This window comes from Mesorhizobium koreense (genome assembly GCF_031656215.1).
GTDB lineage: Bacteria > Pseudomonadota > Alphaproteobacteria > Rhizobiales > Rhizobiaceae > Mesorhizobium_L > Mesorhizobium_L koreense.
In genome coordinates this window covers 4233542-4257988 of the sequence record NZ_CP134228.1, presented here as the reverse complement: position 1 = coordinate 4257988, position 24447 = coordinate 4233542, and the positions used below count along the sequence as shown (strand labels likewise).

Here is a 24447-nt window from a genome sequence, read left to right as displayed (position 1 = left end):
CAGGAGAAAGAGATTGCGTTTCGTCATTGCTCGGATGAACCACGAGACCAATACGTTCTCGCCGTTGCGGACCCCGCTCGAATCCTTTTCGCCACGCTGGGACGGCGATGCGCGCGCGGCCGCCGAGGGGTCACGCACGGCGATGGGCGCTTTTCTCGATTTCGCCAAGGTGCGCGCGGCGGAGATCATCACGCCTCTCTACGCGACCGCAAATCCGAGCGGCCCGGTTTCCGACAGTGCCTTCGAGAAAATGAGCGAAGCGATCGTCACGGCAGCGAGAAATGGCGCGGACGCCATCCTGCTCGACTTGCACGGCGCGATGGTGACGGAGACCTTTGACGATGGCGAGGGCGAACTGCTTGCGCGCATCCGAAAGATTGCGCCCCAGACGCCGCTTGGCGTGGCGCTTGATCTGCATGGCAACATCACGCCACGCATGATCGACCGTGCCGATATCCTCGTCAGCTTCAAGACCTATCCGCATGTCGACATGTACGAGACAGGAGAACATGTGGTGCGCATCATGGCGCGGATGCTGGACGAAGGGCTGAAGCCGAAGCGGGCGCTGGCCCATCCGCCGGTCCTCGCCCAGACGCTGAGGATGAACACGACCGTCCCCGGCACCATGGCCGACATGATCGCGGCGACGCAGGAGGCCGAGAGCCGCGCGGGCGTCGAGGCCGTCAGCCTATTCGGCGGGTTTCCGTTATCCGATCTGCCGGAGGCCGGCATGTCGATTCTTGTCGTCGCCGATACGACGAAGATTGCGGAAGAAACAGCCACGGAACTGGCCGACACCGTCTGGCGCGAGCGTGCCGGCTTCGTCTATCGCGAGCAGCCGCTGGCGGATTCGGTTGCGGCGGCCGCGCGCGCCGCCGACGGGCCCGGGACCGGACCGGTGGTCATGCTCGACCACGGGGACAATTGCATGTCTGGGGGAACCTGCGACACGACGGATGTGCTCGCGGAATCGCTCCGGCAGGGACTAACAGGGATTCTGGCAGGCCCGATCGCGGACCCGGTGGCAGTGAAGGAAATGAGCGCCGCCGGCATCGGCGCCACCGTTCGGCTCGGCGTCGGCAATCGGATGGCGCTGCCAGGGATCGGGGTCGACAAGCCGCCGCTCGAACTCACCGGCAAGGTGCGCGCGTTCGGACGTGGGGCCTATGTCATCAGCGGCCCGACCTATACCGGTATGCGGTGCGACATGGGCGAGGCGGCGGTTCTCGAAACGGACCAGGCGCTGGTTCTTGTCGTTGAAGAACCGCACGAGCCGTGGGATTTCGGCGTCTTCACCTGCCTCGGCCTTGATCCGTTGAAGAGCCGCTTCCTGATCCTGAAGTCCAGAATGTATTGCCGTCCTGTCTTCGAACCGATAGCGAAAGCGGTGGTGGAATGCGCGAGCCTCGGTGTTACGAGCTCCAACCTGAACCTTTTCACCTTCCAGAAGCTCTCCCGGCCGATCTTTCCGCTTGATGAACAGACCAGATGGATACCGCAGGCCCACGTCGCATGAAAAGTAATCCGCCGGGAAGCCCTCGCGGGCCTGCGGCGCGGCGGCCAAAGCTCAGCAATGTCATCGCCGAGGATCTGCTCCACTGGATCGCGCGCGATCGATTGCATCCAGGCGACAGGCTGCCGAATGAAAAGACCCTCATGGAGCATTATCAGTGCGCCAAGGGCACGGTGCGCGAGGCGTTGCGCACGCTAGAGGTCCAGGGCCTGGTCAAGATGCAGACGGGGCCAAATGGAGGCGCCGTCATCCAGCCCGTGCCGATCGACGCAGTGACGCAGCAATTGCGGACGTTCCTGCATTTCGAGGAACTCAGCTTCGAGCAGGTTTACGAGCTGCGCCATAGTCTCGAAGTGACGCTGGCGCTTAGTGTCGCCGGTCGCCTCAACGGGGCTCAATTGGTGCGGCTTGAAGCCAATATCGAGGAATGCGCGGAGGCGATGGCACGCGACGACCGGCCGGCTGTGCGCCGCGCCGAGCTCGCCTTCCATGACATCCTGTGCGACAGCTGCCCCAATCCGCTGCTAACCTTCATGTGCCGTTTCATTAACGGGCTCCTGCGGGACCTCGTGGAATACCGCAGCGAGCGCCTCGAAGAGCACAATGCCTTCGGCCGTTCGAACATCGAAAGCCATCGCAAGCTCGTCGCCGCTTTCCGCAACAAGGACACCGCCGCAGTCAGCCGCGTGATGGCCGATCATATCCACGAGGCAGAGACATTCATGAGCCGCCTCGATGCGGCCTTTCGGTCGAACATGCTCGGAGGTTGAGGTCGTCGCCTGCCGTCGGCGACACTCCTGCGAGTTCCATCATGAGCGGCAGGACAGGGCCATGGAACGCGTTCAATTCAGCCGCAATCGATATGTCCATGCGCTGCCGCGCCGGAGGATAGAGCAACCCGTTTCCATGGTCCGGGCAAGCGGATACGACCAGGTCAGGAACTTGTTCGGCGGGCCAGATGTTCATACGTCACTTGCCAGGGATCACTCTCGGAAGATCTTTCCTCGCCGATCCAATGGAAGCTGTCAGCGGTGATCTCGGTGAAACGCCATCGGGTTTGTAAACCGCGCGAGTCATCGCCGATCTGGACGATGTCCTTGTCTTCGGCCCGCCCGATCTGGCGCGAGTAATCCTGGTTGAGCGGGTCGGTCCAGATAATATGCCAGCCTTCGATCCCGGGATCGAAGATACGCAAGGTCGTTCCATACATAATGGATGGCGCAGGACGCTTCGGCCTGATCCAGATATCCTGAATCGCGCGGCCTTCGAGCACCCAACCGAAATGGATTTCTCCTGTCGATTTCTGGATCGTGCCGTCGTCGAGGTGGTGGACGGTGTCCATTTCCCAGCTTCCGATCAGCCACCCATACAGGTCCATGTCTTTCGCTCGGTCGGCTGGAGGGCCTTCGGACCCGAGAGCCGTGAGAAAAGGAGAAATCGCCATAGTCATAAAGCCCTTCGCTTTCCGGCAGCGTGGAAGAGAAGTGTCGCACAGTGTTCCTGACAACTGCCCGTCAGGAGGTGCTCGGTCTTCCTTCGCCGCCACCGTATAATTGGGCGATGGTCGGCCGCCATCGACAAAGATTGTCTGCAGGCCATTTGTAAGGCATTGATCTTATTGATTTAATATTCTCCAATCGGCGGGTACCGGTTCATGCATCCGCCTGAAGCTGGCGTGGCGGACCACGCCAGCATTGCCGGAGCTTAAAACGTGGCGCTTGCCAGCTTTTCCATCAGCTTTTGCCGATCGTCGGCGGATTTGAGACGGACCGTCATGTTCTCGCTTTTGACGGGAACCTGAGGCGGCAGGCTGACCTCTATTTCCGGCGTGTGCTGCGCGGCCCATTGCTTGAAGCGGGGTAGCTTGTTAGGGCCGCTGATGGGGAATGTGTGGCTGTATTTGAAGGTCATCGAGGTCCATCCATGGGAACTGGCGACCGGTGGCGGGCGCGCGCAAAAACAGGCGCGGCCGACAAGGCGGGCGCACATATTTTTCTGATGCGGTGAATTCCCTGTCCTGGCGCTGCTCTTGCTCTCGCAGGTAGCAGCGCCAGGCGATCAGCCGATTTGAAGGCTGCCTTTGCGGATGATGAAAAAGGCAAAGGAAAGAGTGTGCATGGCCGATATGTTGGTCAGGCGGCCGGCATTGTCAAACCGGTATTAGCGGGCAGTTCGCCGCATCTGTCCCGGGGGCTCCCCGGAAAGATGGTCCGATGCTTTCAATCCGTTAACGCGATGTGAACGCCTCGCGCTGGCCGTAAACCCAACTTCGCCTAAAAACTGTTCCAGGTGGAGGGCTGTCTGGCAGGAGATGCTTTGCCTTGCAGCACTCTAAGCGAATTATGGTCACCGGCGGAGCCGGTTTTCTCGGCTCGTTCCTTTGCGAACGGTTACTGGATCAAGGACACGATGTCCTGTGTGTCGACAATTTTTTCACCGGCAGCCGGTGGAATGTCGCGCATCTGCTTTCCAATCCGGCCTTCGAGATCATCCGTCACGACGTGACGTTCCCGCTCTACGTCGAAGTCGATGAGATCTACAATCTGGCCTGTCCGGCAAGCCCCATCCACTATCAGCACGACCCGGTTCAGACGACGAAGACCAGCGTTCATGGCGCGATCAATGTGCTTGGCTTGGCCAAGCGGCTCAAGGCCAGGATATTGCAGGCTTCCACATCCGAGGTTTACGGCAATCCCGACATCCACCCGCAGCCGGAAGCATATTGGGGGAACGTCAATCCGATCGGCCCGCGCTCATGCTACGATGAAGGGAAAAGGTGCGCCGAGACATTGTTCTTCGATTATTGGCGGCAACATTCGCTGCGTATCAAGGTTGCGCGCATCTTCAATACCTACGGCCCGAGGATGCGTCCGGACGATGGGAGGGTCATCTCCAATTTTGTCGTCCAGGCGCTGCAGAACAAGCCGATCACGGTCTACGGGGATGGTTCGCAGACGCGGTCGTTCTGCTACGTGGACGACCTCATTTCCGGTCTTGTCCGGTTGATGGCGACCCCCGATGGGATCACCGGCCCGATGAACCTCGGAAATCCGGCGGAATTCACGATGCTCGAACTCGCCGATCTGGTTCGCGAACTGACGGGTAGTCGATCCAAGATCCGCTTCATGCCGTTGCCGGTCGACGATCCGCGGCACAGGCGTCCAGATATCGGCTATGCGGCGGCGACACTCGACTGGGCGCCGGAAACGCCGCTTCGCGAAGGCCTCGGCAGGACCATCGCGTATTTCGACAAGCAGTTGACCTCGCCTCGCGGCCGACACCAGCTCGCCGCTGAATGAAAACGGTTCTCGTCACCGGCGGCGCCGGCTATGTCGGCTCCCATTGCTGCAAGGGGTTCGCCCGGGCAGGGTGGTCGGTCGTTACTTTCGATAATCTCTCACGCGGCTGGCCCGAGGCGGTCAAATGGGGGCCCCTGATCGAGGGTGACATTACCGATGCCGAACAGATCGGGGCGGCGCTCGACCGTCACCGCCCGGACGTTGTCGCCCATTTCGCTGCCTATGCCTATGTCGGGGAATCGGTCGAACGGCCGGAAATCTACTATTGCAACAACAGTTTCGGCACTTTGGTCCTGCTCGATGAGATGCGGAAGGCCGGCATCGGCAGGCTGATCTTCTCGAGCACCTGCGCATCCTACGGGATTCCTGCCTATACCCCCATCGACGAGGCGCATCCGCAAGCGCCGATCAATCCGTATGGGTGGTCGAAATTCATCATCGAACGGATGATCGAGGACTTTTCGCGGGCGCATGGGCTCAGCGCCGTCATGCTGCGCTATTTCAATGCGGCAGGCTGTGATGCCGATGGCGAGGTCGGCGAGCATCATGAGCCGGAGACCCATGTCATTCCGCTAGTGATCGAGGCGGCGCTGAAACAGGACCGGACGTTCACCGTCAACGGGTCGGCGTTCGATACGCGCGACGGAACCGCTATCCGCGACTATGTCCATGTCGACGATCTCGCGCGCGCCCATGTGCTGGCGGCGGAGAAACTGCTCGGCGAGGGCGGCGTCCATGTCTACAATCTCGGAACAGGGACCGGAACAACGGTCCGCGAACTGGTCGAGGCCGTAAGCCGCATTTCGGGGTCGGAGCCGCGCGTTGCCTATGGCCCGCCCAGACCCGGCGATCCGCCGATACTGGTGGCCGCGCCCGGCAAGGCCGAGCGGGAGCTGGGCTGGGTCGCCCGGCAATCGGATATCGACAGGATCGTCGAGACGGCATTCAAATGGTACCGTCGGCAGCCCTAGCCGCGATCACTACTCAGTAAGGCGTCAAGCGCGGTGCCCACCGCCTGCAGCGAAAAATTTCTCTCGACGCGACTCCGTGCGGCGATCCCCAATCGGTGCCGGAGATCGGCATCGTCGCGCAGCCGCTTAAGGCCGTCAGCAATTTTCTCGGGAGCCTCTTGCGGTATGAGCAGGCCGCCTGATCCTTCGCCTTCAGCCAGTATATCGGGCAAACCCTGTGCATCGCTGGCGATAACGGGCAGCCCGCAGGCCATCGCCTCGATCGGCGCGACCGGCATCCCCTCGATGCGGGACGTTGTTACATATGCGTCGGCGGCCGAGAGCCAGCGACGCACCATCGTGCGGTCGGTCGTGTAGCCCGAAAGCCAGAGCAAATTTGGGAAATCGCTTTTCCGCACCAGTTCCGCGAAGGCATCACGGTCCTGGCCCGAGCCGATGATCACCAGCTTCGCCTGCTGGTCATCGGCAAGCGCAGACCAAGCCTGCAGGAGCACGTCGAGCCCTTTTCTGCGGATATCGATGCGGCCGTGGTTGACGGCGATGAAGGTGTCAATTGGCAAGCCGAGAGCGACGCGCGCCTGCCTGCGGTCTGTCGCCTGCCATTCCTCCGCATCGATCGGATTGGGGATATCGGCAATGTTCAGGCGAATGCCCGGATAGGCACGCGAAAGCCTCTCGCGTTCCGCGGCGGAAGCGACGATCAGGCCTCGGCATGCTTGGAGCGACGCCTTCCGGGCTATTCCTTCGAGCCAGGAGAGCGTGCGGTCGCCGCCCTGGAACGTCGCATAGAAAGGCAGATGCATGCGCCATGCGAGCCAGGCCAGCAGATCGAAGCGCGTATATTCATACTCCTGCGCCAGGACCACATCGCAGGCGGCGTTGGTAAGCACCTCGCGAAACGCGGCGAGCGGTGTCGCCCACCAGCGTCGGAAACTGTAGGTGGCGTCGGATCCGTCCTTGTGGGCGCGCTTGCCGGGCACGACCCAGATCGGCGTGCCGGTCGCGGCATGGTGGTATTGCCTCACAAAGTCCACGCGCTCCGACGCGCAGACGATCAAGGGCCTGTGCCCGGCAAGTTTCAGCGCCGCTGCGTAGCCGAACAGCCAGCCGCCGGTCATGCGTTCCACGAAATCCTCGAGACACAGTCCGATCGGATCGAGAAACTCCTCGACCACGTCTCCCCATGGAAAGAGGGCTACGACCTTGGAGGTGCCGCTCATTTGCGCCAGGCGAAGGCCGTCTCGGTGCCGCGCGTGGAGGGGCGGTGCAGCCAGTAGCCGATCGCCGTCAGCGGTGCCGTCAACGCGTAGAGGATTTTGCGCCGCCGCGGGCCAAGACGCGAGAAGGCGATGTCGTGGAAGAAGGCGGTGACCGGGTTGATGAAGGTCGCCCGACGCTCCGCGTTTCTGCCGAACAAAGCGGCGAGCTCCGGATCGCGATAGCCGCGCCTTACGTGGCCCCATTCCCGCATCAGCTCGCTCTCGTGCGGGCAATAGGGCTCCATGGCCTTGTAATAAGGATAGTGCCAGTTGGCCTCAGGCGTGGAGACGAGAACGGCACCGCCGGGCCGGACGACGCGCAAAGCCTCCTCGGCGGCGCGGTTGTCCTCCTCGATATGCTCAAGCACGTCGAACAGCGTCACGACATCGAAGCTGTCATCGGCGAACGGCAGCGAACGCGCGTCTCCGCAGACAAATGAGGACCGCTCCCAGCCCGGCTGGCTCTTAGACAGTTCGAAGTCGATGTCGAGCGTGACGATATCGGCCTCCGGATAAAGCAGGCTCGCCACGCCGCTGCGGCCTCCGCCGACCTCCAGTACACGCCCGCGTCCTTGAAGCTCGGCCCCCTGTAGTTCGGATGGCGCGACCCGATGGATCGCCCGCATCTTCTCGCGGTAGAAGAGGCCGTCCGTCCAGCCATTGGGAAACGGATTGCCGGAAAGGAAGGCGCCGAGGGATGCTTTGCGGCTCATGCGCGCTCTCCGTCGATCAGGAGTCGGGGCGCATGTTTGCCGCGCCAGCCGGGCCGGAACAGGAATTGCAGGCCGGCGGCATATCCCGCGATTTCGGGCGCCAGGGTTGCCGGCTGGCCGCGCCGGCCTTCCAGCAATCCTTTGAGGAAGCTTTTCAGGAAATAGAGCGGAAGCTGCCCGAAGATGCGAACGAAATTGCCGCGGTCATGGAATGCATCATGCTGCACGATAAGCGCCGCGACATGGCCCTTCATGTAGGATCGGATTTGCCGCCTGAGCCCAGCCAGATCCCTGCGGTGATGGTGGAAAACGACGGCGCGGGGCTCGTAGAGGCAAACGCCGCCATTCGCCAGCATCCTGTACCAGAGTTCGGAATCTTCCGAACATCCGGCGGCACCCGCGCCCAGGCGTTCGTCGAACAGACCGATGCGCTCGAACAGGTTGCGCCGGAAGGCCATGTTGGCGCCGGCACCCATTTTCCAGACATGTGCACCGTGTGGCCGCGTCTCGGCGAAGAAGCGATTGTCGAAGCGCAGGGGTATGAATGTCGAGCCGAAGCCGCCCTTGTCGAACTGGAACATGCGCTGCGCCTGCGTGTCCAGCCGGGCCGGAAGGACGAGGCCGGTCAACGCATCGATGCTCTGGTCCGCGAAGGCGCGCCCGATCTCGACGATCCAGCCCGGATGAAGTTCCACGTCGTCATCGGTGAAGGCGATAACATCGCCCCGGCTCATGCGAATCCCGGTATTGCGGGCAATGCTGAGGCCAGGGCGCGGCTCACGCACATGACGGACTCCCGGGAAGCGACCGCATATCGGCTTGGCGCTCCCCTCACTCGAATTGTCGACGACGACGATCTCGCCGGGTGCGCTCCGCTGCGTCGTCACGCTCCTCAGGCATTCGGCGAGCGCCTCTCCACGGTCGCGCGTGCAGATCACGACCGAGATCTGCGTTGCCGGCAGGGCCGGTGCGGCCGCCAGCCGATCGAGTTCACCCACGAGATCGTGTTCGACCAGCAACTGGGAGAGTGCCAGCGCCTGTTTCGGTTTCCCTTCGTGAGTGGCCCTAAGAGGTGCGCCGAGCGCAGGGCTGCGGGCGGAGAGCTGGGCGGCGCCGTATTCGGCTGTGAACTGGCGGAGTTGTGCTTCGCTGAATGGTAGTTCCTCGGGCAGGGACGCCCGCATCCCGAGCGGCAGTTCCTTCCACCAGAATATGGAAAACGCTGCCTCATCGCCCGGATGCGTATCCGCGCGCATGGTGCTGAGGTCGAGATGCCTGATCGGAAGGGAAGGGGCTGTCATCGGTTCAGCTCCCGTATCGCTTTGGTGCGCGTGCATGAGCGATCGTATTCGCCGGCGAGACCGCAGATGCCGCCCCATAGCTCGTTGAGCCCGAAACGCACGTCGCGGCCGCGAAGCGCGCTTGCCGCGCGTACGAGCATTCTGGTCTGGTCCACGAACCACCAGCGAACCATGGCGTCGTGCCGAGAACGCAGTTCGTGGTCGCTGCGGCTGCTCTTGACGAGAAAAGCCATCATGCCCAGCCCCCACGACCAATATTGCCGCCGAAGCTGGGCGATCGTCTCGCGATGTTCGTGATAGACCGCGAATTGCGGTTCGTAGACCATCGTCCGGCCCGATCGCAGGACGCGGTAGAAAATGTCGAGGTCGCCGCCGCCCGGCAATGGCGCGCCCGTGTCGAGCGCCTCGTCGAAACCGCCGAGCTCGATGAGCAACGCTCGCTCGAAGGCCATGTTGCAGCCCGCGCCGAGTACGCCCGAGCCGACCGGGTGGAGCGGATTGTCGAAGCGGGAACCGCGGAACTCGTTGCGATAGAAGCCGCGTCCGAAGCCGCCGCGCCGTTCGAAATAGATCTGGGCTTCGGTGTCGAGCCGGTACGGCAGGACCAGCCCGGTGAAGCCGCCGGCGCCGGGATTGTCGCTGCACGCCTTGGCAAGACCCATAAGCCAGTTACGGTCCACGACCACATCATCGTCGAGATAGGCGATCAGGGCGCCCGTCGCGGCCTGTAGTGCAGCGTTGCGGGCAAAATCGAGCCCGGCCTTCGGTTCGAATACATAGCGGATGCCATCAAAGCTCTCGACCGCCTCGCGGGTTGCCGAATCCGTGGAGGCATTATCAACGACGACGATCTCCACCTGGCCGAACGGAGAATTGTCGCGTACCGCGTCCAGCGAATGGAGCAGGCGCGACAGCCGCTCTGCCCGGTCCTTGGTGCAGATCGCGATGCTGAGCGAAGGCAGGGGCTTATGCCTCGACCCGCCTGCCGTAAGTTCCGCCTCCATCATCGCGATGAGCACGCGGGGCGCAAAACGCTGGTCGGCCAGGGTGCGGAGTTCCTCGGCCGAAAGCGTCGAGCCGGAGTGAACGGCGATCATTTCGAAACCGACCAACTGATCGTTCCAGCGCCCGATCAGCCCGACGCCGTTCTCTTCCGGCGTCAGCTCGATGGCCGGAGGGGGCTTGGACAGTTCGAATTCGACGAGCCTGTAGGTCATCTCACGTCCTGTCGGCCATTGCAGCGGGCCGGGACCCCGCCTGGAGATCGTAGAGCCGCGAGAAATGGCCTGGCCGGCTGAGCAATCGATCCGGGGCACCTGTCTCGACGACGCGTCCTTTCGACAGGACGACGATCTGGTCGGCGGCGCGTACCGTCGAAAGCCTGTGGGCGATGACCACCACGGTGCGGTTGCGCGAGAACTGTTCGAGCGCCAGTTGGAAGGCCTGTTCCGTCTCGATGTCGAGTGCGTTCGTCGCCTCGTCGAGCAGCAATATGTCGGGATCGCGGAGGATCGCGCGGGCAAGCGCTATGCGCTGCCGCTGCCCCCCGGAAAGGCGCATGCCCTGGTCGCCAATGCGGGTGTCGTAGCCTTCCGGCAACGCGCTGATGAAATCGTCGGCCCGGGCGATCCTCGCCGCCTCCCGGATATGTTCGATACCGGCGTCGAAGTCGGCATAGCCAATATTGGCCGCGATCGTGTCGTTGAAGAGGTAGACTTCCTGCGACATGACGGAGAGACGTTCCCGCCAGTGGCGCAGGTCGAACGTGGGTAGCGGTGTGTCGCCGACGACGATCGCGCCGGACGTCGGATCCCGGAAACGGAACAAAAGCGACAGCACGGTCGATTTGCCCGCGCCGGATTCGCCGACGAAGGCGGTCGTCTTACCAGCGGGTATGGAAAAGGAGACGCTGTCCAGGGCCAGCGGTTCGCCGGGCGCATAGCGGAAGGATACGTTCCGGAACTCCAACGCACGGCCGGCAGATGGCGCGGCGACGTCTCCGCCGGTGAGAAAAGGCGTGTCCGTCGCAGACAGGAATTCATCCACGTCGTCGATTGCCGCGCCGATGCCGTCGAGCGCGACCTTCGATTGCAGCAATTCCTTCACCGGCCCCTGCAGGCGGTAGAGCAGAGACAGGAACGCGGCCAGCGCGGCGATGCCGGTCCCGGTCTGCTTGGCAACGAGGATAAGGAAGCCGATCATGATCGCGATCGACATTTCTGCGACCGGCCCGGGAGCCGCCCACAGCATGTCGAGATTCAATAGACGTTGCCGTACCCGATCCGAGATCTGCCTCAGACGCAGGCTCTCGTAATCCTCGCGCGCGAAAGCGCGTATGAGCTGCAGGGAATTGATGCTCTCCCACATGCGCAGCCCGAACTGCTTGTTCTCCTCGACAACCGCCTTGCCGGTCGCGTCGGCCCGGCGCGTGGCGAAACGGATGGCGAAGGCTGCCAGTCCCAACAGGGATAGCGAAAGCAGCGTCAGCTTGACCGAGATCGCAAGCATCAAAACGACGAAAACGGTGAAGGTGCAGGCGCAGACGATCAGACGGTAGCAGAGGCTGAGCCCCTGGCTGAGCTTCCAGGTATTGTTGGCGATCGTCGTGACGATGTCGGCCCGCTTGTTCTCGACACGATAGTCGATGCACGAACTGATCGTCTGGTCGAACACACGGCATCTGAGCTGATGGGCGACCAGCCCGTCGACATATCTGCTCACCCAGGTATTGACGAGATTGACGGCGATCTTCAGCAGGATGCTGAAACACAGCACGGCTATCAGGACAGCGGTGACGTAGTCGGCCGGAACAGGCGACAGGAGACGATCGAAAAGCGGTTTCCACCGGCTCGGCTCGGCGGCGGCGCCGAGGCTCTCGATGAGAGGGATGAAAAGGAACAGGCCGGCGCCTTCCAGCACCGCCGCGGCAAGGCCAAGCGCCACGATGGTCGGGCCGGCCCAGCCCGGCGCCGCAGCCAGGTGGAATATCCTTCGCATCCGTGCCAGCAACGACGGCATCACCAGGCCATCTCGTGATAGGGTGGCCGGGGTTCGGCATTGCGGATGCGCCGCCAACTCGCTTTCACCCATTGCGGCACGAGTCTTGCGCGGCAGTATGTGTCCAGCATGCCGGGCAGGCGGGAGACGGCCATTCTGGGCTCAAGCACGGCCAGCCGCCGCATGAGCTCACTGGCTGCCAGAACGCGGCCGCCGACCAATGCCCTTACGACGAGCCACTCCAGCATATCGACCAGATGTGCATCCAGTTCGACGCTGAACTCAGGGTATTTGTCGCGAAATTCGTCAAGGACGATCTCGCATGAGCGCAGCATCTGTCGGACATCGCTCGACATGTTGGTGTTGGTCATGCGGTAGCCGACGAGGTATTGCGGCACGACACGGAATTCGAATTGCTCGGCGACACGCAGGCATATCAGCATGTCCTCGCAGCCCTGCGCGCCTCGCGCTCGAAGCGAGGGATCGAAGCCGCCGGCGGCGAGGAAGGCAGCGCGCCGCAACATCATGGAACTGCCGTTGCCGATGAAATTGTTGCGGCACATAAGCTGCAGCACGCGCCCTTCGGCAAGCGGCCGGTTGTTCAGCGAATAGACGCGGTCTTCGGCGTCGATCTGGGCGAACCAGCAATAGGCGAGTCCGGCCGTAGGACCGCCATCCACCAGCGCCCGCACTTGCTGGGCCACCTTGGAAGGCGCCCAAAGATCATCGGCATCGATGAAAGCGAGGAACTCGGCCGCGGTCGAGGCCGCGCCAAAATTGCGTGCGCCGGCCACCCCGCCGTTCTTCTGATGCACCATTCGGATGCGTACGTCGCGGCCCGCGTGCTCCGCAACGATGGCTGCCGACATATCGGTCGATCCGTCGTCGACGACGACAATATCCAGCGCGGGATATGTCTGGCAGCAAATGCTTTTCAGTGTCGCTCCTATGGTGCGCTCAGCGTTGTACATGGGCACAACGACACCGACCGCAGGGCTATCGATTGTCATGAAAGGGCAATCCTCGAGCCATCATGTTCACATCCGCCAGTGCGCGATCACGAACTGCGGCGCGCATGAAGTCCCTTCGCTTTGCTCCGGGCCAGCTTGATGTGCCGGCTGCTCAATTCAGTGCCGCTTGCTCCCGAAACGAATGTCGATATCAAGCTACAATGAAGGGCAGCAAGAAGGCCGATTTCAGCAGAAATAATAAGAATTTCTAACAATATGAAACGGTATTTGAAGGCACTGCTCAAGTGAGAGTGTCTTCAAAATCAGCATACCTGCCCTAGGCAATGGGAACGAAACCGGGCACAGCCTTGATTTGTTCTGCCCAGACATGAGACCCAGGCAATTCAGACTTATGTAGCATGCGATATAGGACTTAAGTCCGATGCTGGAGGGGGATTGGTCCACGAGATCAGGAAACGTGGAACGCTCGTCTTCACGTGGCGATTATTGTCACACGAATACTCAACATCGCTCGAGGAAAGCGCAAATGAACAACAGTGTTTATCAGGCCCGTTGGCTGCTTGGATCGGTTTTCCTGCTGAGCTTCGGCGTCCTTGCGGTCGGCTTCGTATCTTGACCGCAACGGGCCTATCGAGATCGGCGTAGCATTGTCCCTTCCTGCGCTGATGCCCGTCAGCCACAATGTCTGACGGGCTATTTTTTCAAGCCACGCACTGGCCAAGTGGCTCTGGCGCGTTACAGATACGAGCGAGCTTTGCTGCGAAGAAGAGCCTTACGGCATGAGAGTTTCCCGGCGAACGATAATCGCGCGACTGTTTGGAGCAGCGGTACTGGGAGTCGCGACCACCACAAATCTCCTGATTTTGGACGGTCCCGCAAACGCTCAGGGGAATGGCAACGGCGGTGGGAATGGTGGCGGCAATGGCAACGGCGGTGGAAATGGCAATGGCGGTGGCAACGGCAACGGCAACGGTGGTGGAAACGGTAACGGCAACAGCGGTAACGGTAATGGGAGTGGCAACGGGAACAACGGCAATGGCAGTCAAGGAGGAAACGGCAAGGGTAAGGGCAGCGTATCGGGGTCAGCGAGTTTGAGCTCCGAAGCAAGTCCGGCCAACCCTGCGAGCCACGCCAGTGTCGTCCATCAGAATGGTATGAGCGAAAGCGTTGCTGGCGGCCGCTATGAGATGCACGATGCAAAAGGCCGCCTGATAATCCGGCGTCAGGCAACGATCGGCGACGTTTCACGGCTCCGGTCCGCACGTTAGCTGCACCAATCCCGCTTTTCCAAACGTCACCTCAACGCACGGCCCCGGGTTGAGGAGGCCTGAAGCTTCATCGCCGCATCCGTTCGATTGCTGGCCTGCAGCTTGGCAAGGATGGCCGTCATATGATGCTTTATGGTCTTCTCCTGCAGGTCCAGCCTGATAGCGATTTCCTTGTTGCTGAGACCTGTTGCCACCAGCTCCAGCACTTCGCGCTCCCGGCTGGTCAGGCTGTGAATCGGATTCGTCACGATGGGCGAATGCTTGTCCGATGAAAGATGCGAGAGCAGGCGCGCCGACAGGGTCGGTGTGACGTAGGTCTCGCCATTCGCCACGGCTACAAGGATTTCGGTGAGTGCGCGAGAGCCGACGCCTTTCAGGACGTAGCCATTGACGCCGCTATTGAGCGCCAGCGCGACGTCCTCCGCCGCCTCCGATACGGTGAGCACGACAATGCGCATGTTGGGGTCACGCGCCCTGATCGGAGGGATTGCGCTAAGCCCTTCACCGGGCATGGAAAGATCGATCAGGAGAATGTCCGGCCGCGCTTCCGCCGCGATCCGGATCGCGTCCGAGCTTGAGCCTCCTTCCCCAACGACCGTGAACCGGCCGGTTTCCGTCAGGCTGCGGATTACCCCTTCCCTGAAAAGCGGGTGGTCGTCGACGACGGCGATTCTCACTCCCGAAGTCACCACTCGTGATTCTCCTCGATGTCGAGAGTCATCGCCAGCTTCGTCCCGGCAGGCGAAGTGTAAAGATCGAACTGTCCGCCGAGGCTTTCGATCCGTTCCCGCATGCCTGCGATCCCGATACTGCCTGCTTCCACCGTGTCGGGATCGAACCCGTGTCCGTCATCCGACACCGAGATGTGCAGTTTCGTCCCGCGACATTCGATGACTACGGACTGATGGGCTTCCCGGCAATGGCGGTAACCGTTGTTCAGCGCCTCCTGCAGAAAGCGGTAGACGCAAATCCTCTGTGACAGAGGTACAGGGATGTCCGCAGTATCCATAGAACGCTCTACCTTGGAGCCCGTACGTTGCTCATACGCGTCGATGGCGCGGGAAACGACATCCCGGAAGTCGGCGGTTTCGATATGCGGCAGGACGAGTCCGTGGCAAAGCGTTCGTATTTCTTGCAGCGCTTCGCCAAGAGATGTCCGGATTTGCTCGACTTCGCTTTCGCGCGCATCGCGAGGCCTGCCGTCGGCAAGCAGCGCCTCGCTGTCGAGACGCAAAGAGGCGAGCGCGATCAACTGGGCCGGGCCGTCATGGAGATCGGCACCCAGCCGCCGCAAGTAGCTTTCGTTCAATGACGTGACCCGTTGGCTTGCCCGCCGGACCCGCGCATGAAGCGCCCGGTTCTGCTCGAGCAGGCCCGTCAATTCCGAAACGCGCGCGGTGAGGTCGCCTGCCTGACGGTCGATCGTGTGGCTGCCGCGCAGCACGATCACGCTGAGGAGGAGGAAGAAAAGCGCGGTCACGGCCGCGACGGCGAACCAGCTCTTCAGGCGGGCGCCGGCAAGGGCGGATTGAAGATCGTCCGCTCTCTCATAAAACTCCAATACGGCGACGACATTGCCCGACCAGGGCTGCAGGATAGGATTATAGATTTCGAGCAACGGACCGCCGGGCCGTGCGTCGTTCTTGTCCAGGGTATCGTAATGTCCGTAGTTTGCGACCATCTCCCCGGTAAAGGCACGTTTGAGGTCTGGCGTGAGTTCGAAGTGCCGACCGATCAATAGGTCATCCTTGGCGTAGAGGATTCTGCCGTCGGGCGCCCACAGCCGCATCGCCACCAACCGGCTGCCTAATGCGCCCTGGCCGAGGGTTTCATCGAGCGCACGCCGCACGACATCGTCCAGCACCGCGTTTTTCTGCATATCCGGAAGGAGCGGAGCGATGATGCTGTCGACGTAAAGCGCCGTCGTGGCTGCCGCGCTGCGGGTGACGGCACGCTCGATCAACGACGTCACCAGCAGACTGACGAGAAGCATGGCCAGGAGTGCGACCAGCCCGCCTGCAAACAGGAACTGGGAAGCAAGGGAAGATCCGTGCCAGGGCCGTGCGATCCTACGGAGGAAATTTGTGCCGACCCGGGATATGCTAGGTCGGCTCGCGACATCGGCGCCGTCGAAGGCCGGTCTGACAGCCACGTCTTGCCTTTCTCCTCCGCGAGGGCACAACAACGCGCCCCGCAGGACCATGTCCTCAAAGCTGTTGTCTTTAACGACCGGCGATCCGATACGTTCCGTCCGTCGTGAATGCGATCTTATCGCGCATCATGCGAGATCGGTATCCTCACGCTACGCTGCGTCAAGCGGGCACCCATTGCGATCGGCGACCAGGTTTCGTCAAGCTGAAACAGACTTGTCGATTTGAAGTAGGAACCCGCTGGCCGAAGCCAGCGGGACCGACGCGTATTGGTGCAGGAAGGGGACGTTGCCACACCAAATCTGTCGATGACATTCAACAATTGAAAGAACGCTGGTGTTCCCCTTCCGAAGCCCATTGGGACCAATGCGTTTTACAACCGGACCAAGGTCCTATTCTGAAATGAACCGACCCGGCCATCTTAAAGAACAGAGGAACTTGGCCAAGTGCCGCCAAAGCATTTTGAAGGGTAAAGCATTTTGATGGGTCTGGAGGAGCAGCATGCATGACAAGCCTGATCCGGATGATGTCAGATTCCGCGATCTTAAGCTTCTGACCGCACCCTTCTGGCTGTGGGTCGTGATGGCCTATGGGGCTACCATCTGGATGATGTGGTGGTTTGCAGCCTGGATCAGTGCCTAAGCCTCCATGGGCTGGCGTCCTTGTGGGGCCGCCAATTTTTCCTGCGCCTGCACGATAATCGTCCGGCTGCCGAAAAGCGGCCAGGCCTTTGTCGTTTGAGGCATGGACTTTGGCCTGATGCCCAGCACGCATTGGTCCCAAGGCGGCACGTAAGAGGAGCAGGACCGTCTTCCGCGTGTTAGCGTCGACAGGTTCGGCGCAGTTTTTTGTCCACTCCCTGCGTCGATGCCCCGCCGTAAGGGAGGCGGCGGGGCTTTTACGTGTCAGGTGCACAGATTCCGCCGCTTGCGGCGGAACCAGCGGCCAATAGCTGCCGACCGTCGTCATATCCGTGGTCCGGGGGGCGCCTTGATGCGAAGTGGCTGGTTGCCGGACCAAGGCTCTGCGCTACATCAGTGGCCGGAGTGGATTGTGCCCCAGGGAGCAAGCCCATGTCGATGCCGGCACTAGAAAATCCCCGAAGCAGCGCACTCACACAGCAGGACCTCGAATTTCTCGCCAAAGTGTATGAATCCGCAGCCGCCAACTATTCGCTCGTGGATGAGGAAACTCAGGAAGAGGTGGCGCGGATGCTACTGCAACACTACCGCGCCGGTCAGCGCGAGCGCTATTTGCTCGTTTCATTGGCCGAAAGCATGATCGGACATCGCATCAACTGATCCAACGCCGGGCAGGGTAACCTGCACAATTGCCTTGTCACGGCGCAGGCAGGCCTGTGGCGTCAGGAAACCTGACTCGACGCAGGCTTTGGAGCTAGCCCGGACCGGGGCGCCGTCCGTGGGCGAGGGCCTGGACCGTCTTGGGTTGGGGTCGCATCAGCAGATAAAATGCCAGCACATGCGTGATCATCAGTGCGGGCACGTAGAGGATCGGGATCCAATAGGTCGCCGCCAGTTCTCCTGCCTGTTGCGGAAGGCCGAACTGGGCGCCGTGATAGTAATTGACGAGGAGATCGGCTGCTCCCACGACGTTGAAGGCAACGACGAATAGCCAGAACAGCGGGCGCACCCGAACGGTCAGCAGTGCCAGCATAGCCAAAATCCCGGTGACGAAATCACCGTAGGCGGCGGACGTTGCGAAGCCCGCGGGCAGATCGCGCCCAACGACGCCCGGGACGATAAAGACCAGCCCGAAGAAGCGGAAGCTGTGCAAGGTAGCGATGGCGCGCTGCACCTCGACATGGTCCATCGACTTCAGCCTGGGTAAGACATAAGTGCCGAGGAAAAGGAGCCACGGCACATAAGCCAGGACGAGCTGGATTCCGAAAATGGAGGATGGTGACATGTGCGCCTCCTGTCGAGACTATCTCAACCGGCATCGATGAGGTAACAATGGTACTCATTGGTACCAAAGTCAAGGAGGAAGATATGGCGCCTGCATCCGGAGCTTCGCCGTCGCCGGCAGGCGTGGAGGCCACCTCCGCCAGAGCGCGCATTATCGATGCCGCTTTTGAAGCCTTCAGCGCGCGTGGTTATTCGCAAACAAGCATGCTGGAGATCGCGACCCGTGCGAAGGTCTCCAAGCGCGAGCTATATGCTCTGGTCGGCAACAAGCACGACATGCTGGTCGCATGCATCACCGAACGAGCCGGCCGCATGCGTCCGCCGGCCGGCATGCCCGAGCCTCGTGATCGCGAAAGTCTCGCCGAAATGTTGGCGGCCTTTGGGGAACGGCTCCTTCGCGAGGTAAGCGACCCGGTTGTCATCGGCGTCTTCCGGCTGGCGATCGCCGAAGCCGAACGGGCGCCGGAGATCGCAGTGGCGCTGGATTCGATCGGCCGGGCGGCAGCGCGCGGGGAACTGGCAGCGATGCTCGAAAAGGCTCAGGCGCGCCGCCTCCTGAGCGGGGACCCCGCCGAAATGGCGAGGCAATTCCTGGCGCTGCTCTGGGGCGATCTGATGATCGGACTACTGCTTCGCCTCGTCGATCCGCCGGCCCCCGAGGAGGCCGGACTTCGCGCCCGCGCCGCCGCCGCCGCCTTCCTGCGTCTGCGGTCGACTGAAAGCGCCAGGGGCCGCTCCGAAGAAGGCTGACGGCCTTGGGGTAGCGTCGGTTCGCGCAAAAAAGCGGTAGCAAGGATATCGACCATGCGATGCATCGGACGCCACGTTTCAGTGACCAGGATGGAGGATGGCGGCTAGCTGCGACTCAGCGGGTCCTTGTGATCAATTGACTGTTGCGATCGCTGGGTGGGCGAGCGAGGTTTCGGATCGCGTCCAGGAAGGCTGCACCGGCCACTTCGAACGGGCCGCTATTGTCGATCTCGATCCGCTCTTCACGATCCGGCAGGACGATGGTGCCGCGCTGCATGCGTAGCGCCATGTCGTTTTCGTTCTCGCGCCCACGATTTGCAAGGCGCGCCGCGATGATTTCCGGACGCGCCGTGATGTGGATGACGAAAACATTTTCGAAGGCGGACCGGATCGCCGGCAACGCCACACGCGATCCGTTGAGGACGGCCGTGCCCCCCCCCGCCAGATGGTCGCGCACTAATACGGGAACGCCGTAACGCAGGCCGTGCGCATCCCAATGCACGGCGAATTTTCCGGCTGCAAGCGCCACGGCGAATTCGTCGGAAGTGAGGTGACCATGGTCTTCGGCCGCAGCGAGCGCCGGCCGGGTCACGATCCGGCGTACGAACAGCATCGAGGCATCGCCGGACAGTTGCTGTTTCGCATAGGCGATCAGGCTATCCTTGCCGACACCACTCGCGCCGACGACAGCCAGAAGGGTTCCGGCGGTATGAAGCGGTTCCTTCCTGGCATCCGCCTCAGGCAACGCGTCGTCCCTCGCGCCAGACCGATCTTACGACAGGCACGCCCCGGTCGCGGCGCACCCGCACCAGATCGGCGCGCAAGCCGGCGTCGATGCAGCCGCGATCGTCGAGGCCGACCGCGCAGGCTGGAGCCACGGTGACCAACCGGATGGCTTCGGGAAGCGTCATGCCGTTCTCGTCGTCGGCAAGCACGAAGGGCGCGTGGATGAGGCTGAAGGGCACATAGTCGGAGGATAATACGTCCAACAGGCGCTGGTCCGCCAGAGCGCGGGCCGAGATGTTGCCGGAATGGGACTTGCCGCGGATCACATTGGGCGCCCCCATCAGGACCGACATGCCGGCCTGATGCGAAGCCCGGGCGGCCTCGATGCTGGTCGGAAACTCGGCCAACCGCACACCGAAGCCTTTCGACTCCTCCACATGCTCGACAGTCGCGTCGTCGTGGCTGGCGAGCGCGATGCCGCGCTTACCGCAGGCTTCCACGATCGCCTTGCGATGCATGGCCGAATAGCGCGTGGAATCTTCCAACCGGCGAGCGACGAAGCGCTCGAACTCGGCATCGCTCAGACCGCGTTTCTTACGGTAATAAAGCGTATATTGCTCCAGCGTCTGGAACTGGCGCTGGCCGGGAGCGTGATCCATCAACGAGGCGAGCTTTACCTGCGGATCTTCCCGGAAATCCTCGAAATGTTCGAGCACGTCGCCCGCCGAGACCTCGCAGCGCAGATGGATCAGGTGGCTGGCGCGCAACCTGTCCTCGGCGGTGGCAGTCTCCAGCGCGTCGGCGATGACGCGCATCTCGCCTTTCTTGAAGCCGCCATCCTCGTCCGAACCGAGGCGGAGGCAGTCGAAGACCGTGGTGATGCCGGAGCCGGCGACCTGAGCGTCATGCGCCTGCAAGGCGGCGATGCTGTCCCAAAGCACGCCGGGACGCGGCGCGTAGTGTGATTCCAGATGGTCCGTGTGGAGCTCGACGAGGCCGGGGACGAGATAGTCTCCCTCCATGTCCTCGCCGACGGCCGAATTGCCGGTATCGATGCCGACGATGAGCCCGTCGCGCAACGTGACGGAGCCGGTGACGATCTCGTCCTCCAGCACGATCCGGGCATTCCTGAGAGTCGTTTCGCGGGACATTTCAGGCGGTCTTTCTGCTTTCGGCCGCGCCAAGGCGATGGACACTTTGGACCGTGAACGGCGCACCGGGTTCGGGCTCGGTGAAGACTGCGACGGAGTCGATTTCGACCGGCGAGGCCAGCAGGGGGGTGAGGATCTCGTGCAGGACCGGCTCGATACGCTCGGCTTCCTTTTTTGTGACCGGACCCGTCAGCGTCATGTGGAAGCGGAATTCTTCCTTCACATAGGGATAGCCATGGCGTTGCAGGTAGGCGCGCTGCCGCTCGCTCAGCCGTTCGGGATTGCGGCGTGTGATCTCGATGTCCGTGAGCGAGGCGCGAAGCAGATCGAAACGATCGACGGCGGTATGGGCGAGAGCCTCCACCTCCGCGCTCGAAGGAGAAGGTACAAGAGCGAGGAAATTTCCCAGCCGCGCGATTTCAAGCGACAGGGCGAAAGGCGCGCAGCTATCGGCGACCGTGTCGGCCGCGAGAAGCACGTCCCGTTCGCTAAAATCCAGGCCAAGCCGGAACGGCGCGACAAGCGTGGCATGGAAGCCATAGCGGCGGGGCTCGGCGGTCCAGTTCGAAAGCTCCGCTGAACCGAGGCCCGACCTTCCGGAGATCGCGAGTTCTCTCCCCGTGAAGGCATCACGGCCAAGCCAGCAGGAACACGCGACGGTCAAGGGATGGTCGTGAGGAGGCGTGAAATAGAGCGCGTACCGCATCACAGGAACAGCTTGCGCATTTGCTGTGACAGGAAATCGAGCACGGAGACCGTCACCAGCATGATGATGAGCATCGCCGATGCCTGCGGGTAATAGAATCCACGGATGGATTCGAACAGGACCTGGCCGATGCCTCCCGCACCGATGACGCCCAGCACCGTGGCGGCGCGCACGTTGGATTCGAAACGGTAGAGTGTGAAGGAGATCCAAAGCGGCATGACTTGCGGCACCACGCCGAACAGGACCTCCTGAATCCGCGAAGCGCCCGTCGAGCGGATGGCCTCGACCGGTCGCGCATCGATGGCTTCGACTGCTTCGGAAAACAGCTTGGCGAAGATTCCGGTGGTATGGACGAACAGCGCCATAACGCCGGCGAACGGGCCGAGGCCGACCGCCACGACGAAGAGCACGGCAAAGACCAGTTCGTGGATCGAACGGCATGCGTCCATGACGCGGCGTACCGGCTGAACGACGTACCAGGGCGCCATGTTTCGCGCCGAGAGGACGCCGAGAGGCACCGCGAACGCGGCGGCGAGAAACGTGCCCCAGAGCGCGATCTGGAGCGTCACGATCATCTCTTGGGCGTAATAGCGCCAGTCGGAAAAATCCGGATGCGAGAACTCCCTGGCATATTGCGCCATGTTCCCGCTGTCGGAGAACAAATGGGGCCAGTTCGACATCTCGGCCGGGCCCCAGCTCCATGCCAGGAGAACCGCGAGCGCGATCCAGCATATCGTCGTCCCCCTGCTTCGCGTCCGGTTGGGCTCGATTTCGACCGGAGCCGGCCTGATGGATGCTGTGTTGCTGGTGTCGGTCATCATACGATCCCGGAAAGGGGGACGACCGGCCGCTATGATAGCGGCCGGCCGGAGCGAAATGCGGATCAGCTCTGCGTCGACTTGAGCTTCTGTTCGTATGCCGTCTTCTCGGCTTCCAGTTTCTCGATCTGGGCCTTCTTGTCCGCATCCGAGATGTTCTTGTCGGCTTCGAGCCTTGCGATCGCCTTGGTCAGTTCCATGACCCGGATCGGGAGAAGCTGCTCATCGCTCGATCCCTTGAACGGGGCCCACTGGAGCTCGGCAAGGATCTGCCTTTCCTTGGCGGCGTCGCCCGACGATTTGTCGGTGCCGTAGGACAGGATGAAGTTCTTGATCTTGTCCTTCATCTCCTGCGGAAGGTCCTTGCGCCAGACGAGCGGATCGGACGGAATGAGAGGCGACTTCCAGATCACCTTGATGTTGGCATAGGCGTTGGGCTGGTTCTTCTCGATCAGCTCCATGTTTTCCGTGTTGTTGGCGGCCGCGTCGAGCTGGCCGTTGGCGACGGCCATCGCATTGGTTTCATGGTTGGCGTTGGTGACCGTCTTGAAGCAGTCCTTCGGGTCGACCTTGTTCGCGGCGAAGATGAACGTGGTCGGAACGAGATAACCGGACGTCGAATTGACGTCGCCCAGGCCGAAATTAAGCGACTTGTCGCACTTCAGGAGATCATCGATCGAAGCGAGCTTGCTGTCCTTCGGCGCGATGATCAGCGACCAGTAGCCGGGATTGCCTTCGACGCTGACGGTCTGCGCGAAGATCTCGCCGCCGGCGCGGTCGACCGCTTCCATGGCGGATTTGTTGCCGAACCATGCGAGCTGGACCTTGCCGAAGCGCATGCCCTCGATCACGCCGGAATAGTCGGAAGCGAAGAACGGCTTGATCTCATAGCCGGTGGCCTTCTCCATGTCGGCGAGGAAAGGCTCCCATTTCGGCTTCAAGTTCTGCTGGGATTCGGTCGAGATGATCCCGAAATTGACTTCTTCCGCATAGGCCGTGCCTGACAGCAGGAGGGCAAAGGCGGCCACCGCCGCGCTCTTTATGATGGCGTTCATGATCTGCTTCCCTGTTGGTGTTGAGCTACGCAAAGGCCGGAGCGCGGCCCACGGGCGCTGCGCGCTTCGGTTTCGCCGGCTGCATCGGCGCTTCCGGCAAAATCAGTTCCTCGGAATTGGACCCGTAGAGTTCGACCAGCATCGGGTTCGTGAGCTCCGACGACGGCCCGTCGAACACGATACGGCCGTCCCGCAATGCGATCGTGCGCGGGCAATAGCGGCGGGCGTATTCGACCTGGTGCAGGGACACGACGCAGGTGATCTCCTGGTCGCGATTGACGGCGGCGAGGATCTCCATGACGCGACGGGCCGAAGAAGGATCGAGCGAGGCGATCGGCTCGTCCGCGAGAAGGATGTCGGAGCGCTGGATAAGCGTCCGCGCGATCGCGGCACGCTGCTGCTGGCCGCCCGACAGGGTCGATGCGCGCTGCCAGGCGACTTCGGGGATACCGACACGCGCCAGCGCCTCGCGCGCCGCCTTCTTCTCCTCGGCGGTGAACCAGCCGAGCGTGCCTCGCCAGGCCGGTATGCGGCCGAGATTGCCGAACAGGACATTGGAGAGCACGGAAAGGCGGCCGACGAGGTTGAACTGCTGGAAAACGACCCCGACACGGCTGCGTATCTCACGCGCCTCGATGGTCAGCTTTCCATCGTCCTGGATGGGTTTTCCAAAAATCTCGATGTTGCTGCGCCCGGCGGAGGCGGTTTCAAGTCCGCATATGTGCCGGATCAAGGTGCTCTTTCCGGAGCCGGAAGCACCGATAAGCGCGACCATCTCGCCCCGCTTTATCTCGATGCTCACTTCGTCCAGGGCCCGCTTCTTGCCGAAGCTCTTGGACAGGTTGCGGACGGAGATGGCGGTCATCGGCTCGCT

At 62.0% G+C, this 24447-nt stretch carries 25 protein-coding genes; 7 read left to right on the top strand and 18 right to left on the bottom strand.

Features of this window, described 5'->3' with window-relative positions:
* The first annotated feature begins 13 nt into the window (after positions 1–13).
* Positions 14–1516: a M81 family metallopeptidase gene (locus RBH77_RS20270; protein WP_311029365.1), complete on the top strand. Its 1503-nt coding sequence runs from the start codon at positions 14–16 to the stop codon at positions 1514–1516.
* Positions 1513–2283, top strand: a complete 771-nt coding sequence (locus RBH77_RS20265; protein WP_311029364.1) for a FadR/GntR family transcriptional regulator — start codon at positions 1513–1515, stop codon at positions 2281–2283. The genes RBH77_RS20270 and RBH77_RS20265 overlap by 4 nt, the downstream gene beginning before the upstream one ends.
* A gap of 164 nt (positions 2284–2447) precedes the next feature.
* Here the strand turns inward: RBH77_RS20265 and RBH77_RS20260 are convergent, their stop codons facing one another.
* Both RBH77_RS20260 and RBH77_RS20255 read right to left on the bottom strand, forming a co-directional pair.
* A complete protein-coding gene (locus RBH77_RS20260; protein WP_311029363.1) occupies positions 2448–2855 on the bottom strand; it encodes a hypothetical protein in 408 nt (135 codons plus the stop codon).
* 362 nt (positions 2856–3217) lie between these two features.
* On the bottom strand, positions 3218–3424 hold the full coding sequence (locus RBH77_RS20255; RefSeq protein ID WP_311029362.1) for a hypothetical protein: 207 nt from the start codon (positions 3422–3424) through the stop codon (positions 3218–3220).
* Positions 3425–3834: 410 nt separating this feature from the next.
* Here RBH77_RS20255 and RBH77_RS20250 point away from each other — a divergent pair, with 410 nt between their 5' ends.
* Positions 3835–4812, top strand: coding sequence for a UDP-glucuronic acid decarboxylase family protein (locus tag RBH77_RS20250; protein WP_311029361.1), 978 nt, complete (start codon positions 3835–3837; stop codon positions 4810–4812).
* Entirely contained in the window at positions 4809–5783 is a 975-nt protein-coding gene (galE, locus tag RBH77_RS20245) for a UDP-glucose 4-epimerase GalE (RefSeq protein ID WP_311029360.1), read from the top strand. Before RBH77_RS20250 ends, galE begins: the two co-directional genes overlap by 4 nt.
* On the opposite strand, the gene RBH77_RS20240 is transcribed toward galE, so the two are convergent.
* The 9 genes from RBH77_RS20240 to RBH77_RS20200 all read right to left on the bottom strand — a co-directional run bounded on the left by RBH77_RS20240 (position 5780) and on the right by RBH77_RS20200 (position 16444).
* Complete coding sequence (locus RBH77_RS20240) at positions 5780–7003, bottom strand: glycosyltransferase family 4 protein (protein WP_311029359.1); 1224 nt, start codon at positions 7001–7003, stop codon at positions 5780–5782. The two genes, galE and RBH77_RS20240, sit on opposite strands and share 4 nt — an antisense overlap.
* Entirely contained in the window at positions 7000–7755 is a 756-nt protein-coding gene (locus RBH77_RS20235; RefSeq protein ID WP_311029358.1) for a class I SAM-dependent methyltransferase, read from the bottom strand. Before RBH77_RS20235 ends, RBH77_RS20240 begins: the two co-directional genes overlap by 4 nt.
* Positions 7752–9056, bottom strand: a complete 1305-nt coding sequence (locus RBH77_RS20230) for a glycosyltransferase family 2 protein (RefSeq protein ID WP_311029357.1) — start codon at positions 9054–9056, stop codon at positions 7752–7754. The genes RBH77_RS20235 and RBH77_RS20230 overlap by 4 nt, the downstream gene beginning before the upstream one ends.
* Entirely contained in the window at positions 9053–10273 is a 1221-nt protein-coding gene (locus tag RBH77_RS20225; protein WP_311029356.1) for a glycosyltransferase family 2 protein, read from the bottom strand. The genes RBH77_RS20230 and RBH77_RS20225 overlap by 4 nt, the downstream gene beginning before the upstream one ends.
* Position 10274: 1 nt before the next feature.
* The gene (locus RBH77_RS20220) at positions 10275–12074 is read right to left on the bottom strand and encodes an ABC transporter ATP-binding protein (RefSeq protein WP_311029355.1); all 1800 of its coding nucleotides are present in this window, start codon (positions 12072–12074) and stop codon (positions 10275–10277) included.
* Positions 12074–13063 carry a glycosyltransferase family 2 protein gene (locus RBH77_RS20215; RefSeq protein WP_311029354.1) on the bottom strand — a complete coding sequence of 330 codons (990 nt, stop codon included), beginning with the start codon at positions 13061–13063 and terminating at the stop codon, positions 12074–12076. Before RBH77_RS20215 ends, RBH77_RS20220 begins: the two co-directional genes overlap by 1 nt.
* A 662-nt stretch (positions 13064–13725) precedes the next feature.
* Positions 13726–14070, bottom strand: coding sequence for a hypothetical protein (locus RBH77_RS20210; RefSeq protein ID WP_311029352.1), 345 nt, complete (start codon positions 14068–14070; stop codon positions 13726–13728).
* A gap of 248 nt (positions 14071–14318) precedes the next feature.
* Positions 14319–14981: a response regulator gene (locus tag RBH77_RS20205; protein ID WP_311032628.1), complete on the bottom strand. Its 663-nt coding sequence runs from the start codon at positions 14979–14981 to the stop codon at positions 14319–14321.
* The gene (locus tag RBH77_RS20200; RefSeq protein ID WP_311029351.1) at positions 14978–16444 is read right to left on the bottom strand and encodes a sensor histidine kinase; all 1467 of its coding nucleotides are present in this window, start codon (positions 16442–16444) and stop codon (positions 14978–14980) included. Before RBH77_RS20200 ends, RBH77_RS20205 begins: the two co-directional genes overlap by 4 nt.
* Positions 16445–16943: 499 nt before the next feature.
* Between RBH77_RS20200 and RBH77_RS20195 the strand changes: the two genes are divergently transcribed.
* Both RBH77_RS20195 and RBH77_RS20190 read left to right on the top strand, forming a co-directional pair.
* Entirely contained in the window at positions 16944–17084 is a 141-nt protein-coding gene (locus RBH77_RS20195; RefSeq protein WP_311029350.1) for a hypothetical protein, read from the top strand.
* A gap of 431 nt (positions 17085–17515) precedes the next feature.
* Positions 17516–17743 (top strand): hypothetical protein, encoded by a 228-nt coding sequence (locus RBH77_RS20190; protein ID WP_311029349.1) that lies wholly within the window; start codon positions 17516–17518, stop codon positions 17741–17743.
* Positions 17744–17837: 94 nt separating this feature from the next.
* Here RBH77_RS20190 and RBH77_RS20185 read toward each other — a convergent pair whose 3' ends face one another.
* The gene (locus tag RBH77_RS20185) at positions 17838–18368 is read right to left on the bottom strand and encodes a DUF8737 domain-containing protein (protein ID WP_311029348.1); all 531 of its coding nucleotides are present in this window, start codon (positions 18366–18368) and stop codon (positions 17838–17840) included.
* Between the two features lie 83 nt (positions 18369–18451).
* Between RBH77_RS20185 and RBH77_RS20180 the strand changes: the two genes are divergently transcribed.
* Positions 18452–19117 carry a TetR/AcrR family transcriptional regulator gene (locus RBH77_RS20180; RefSeq protein ID WP_311029347.1) on the top strand — a complete coding sequence of 222 codons (666 nt, stop codon included), beginning with the start codon at positions 18452–18454 and terminating at the stop codon, positions 19115–19117.
* A 115-nt stretch (positions 19118–19232) separates the two neighbouring features.
* Here RBH77_RS20180 and phnN read toward each other — a convergent pair whose 3' ends face one another.
* From phnN to phnC, 6 genes are all read right to left on the bottom strand, one after another.
* Entirely contained in the window at positions 19233–19862 is a 630-nt protein-coding gene (gene phnN, locus RBH77_RS20175; protein WP_311029346.1) for a phosphonate metabolism protein/1,5-bisphosphokinase (PRPP-forming) PhnN, read from the bottom strand.
* The gene (locus RBH77_RS20170) at positions 19855–20994 is read right to left on the bottom strand and encodes an alpha-D-ribose 1-methylphosphonate 5-triphosphate diphosphatase (RefSeq protein WP_311029345.1); all 1140 of its coding nucleotides are present in this window, start codon (positions 20992–20994) and stop codon (positions 19855–19857) included. Before RBH77_RS20170 ends, phnN begins: the two co-directional genes overlap by 8 nt.
* Before the next feature lies 1 nt (position 20995).
* A complete protein-coding gene (locus RBH77_RS20165) occupies positions 20996–21700 on the bottom strand; it encodes a DUF1045 domain-containing protein (protein WP_311029344.1) in 705 nt (234 codons plus the stop codon).
* The gene (gene phnE, locus RBH77_RS20160; RefSeq protein ID WP_311029343.1) at positions 21700–22518 is read right to left on the bottom strand and encodes a phosphonate ABC transporter, permease protein PhnE; all 819 of its coding nucleotides are present in this window, start codon (positions 22516–22518) and stop codon (positions 21700–21702) included. The genes RBH77_RS20165 and phnE overlap by 1 nt, the downstream gene beginning before the upstream one ends.
* A 65-nt stretch (positions 22519–22583) precedes the next feature.
* Positions 22584–23573 (bottom strand): phosphonate ABC transporter substrate-binding protein, encoded by a 990-nt coding sequence (phnD, locus tag RBH77_RS20155; protein WP_311029342.1) that lies wholly within the window; start codon positions 23571–23573, stop codon positions 22584–22586.
* A gap of 25 nt (positions 23574–23598) precedes the next feature.
* Positions 23599–24438 (bottom strand): phosphonate ABC transporter ATP-binding protein, encoded by an 840-nt coding sequence (gene phnC, locus RBH77_RS20150; RefSeq protein WP_311029341.1) that lies wholly within the window; start codon positions 24436–24438, stop codon positions 23599–23601.
* Between the last annotated feature and the right edge of the window lie 9 nt (positions 24439–24447).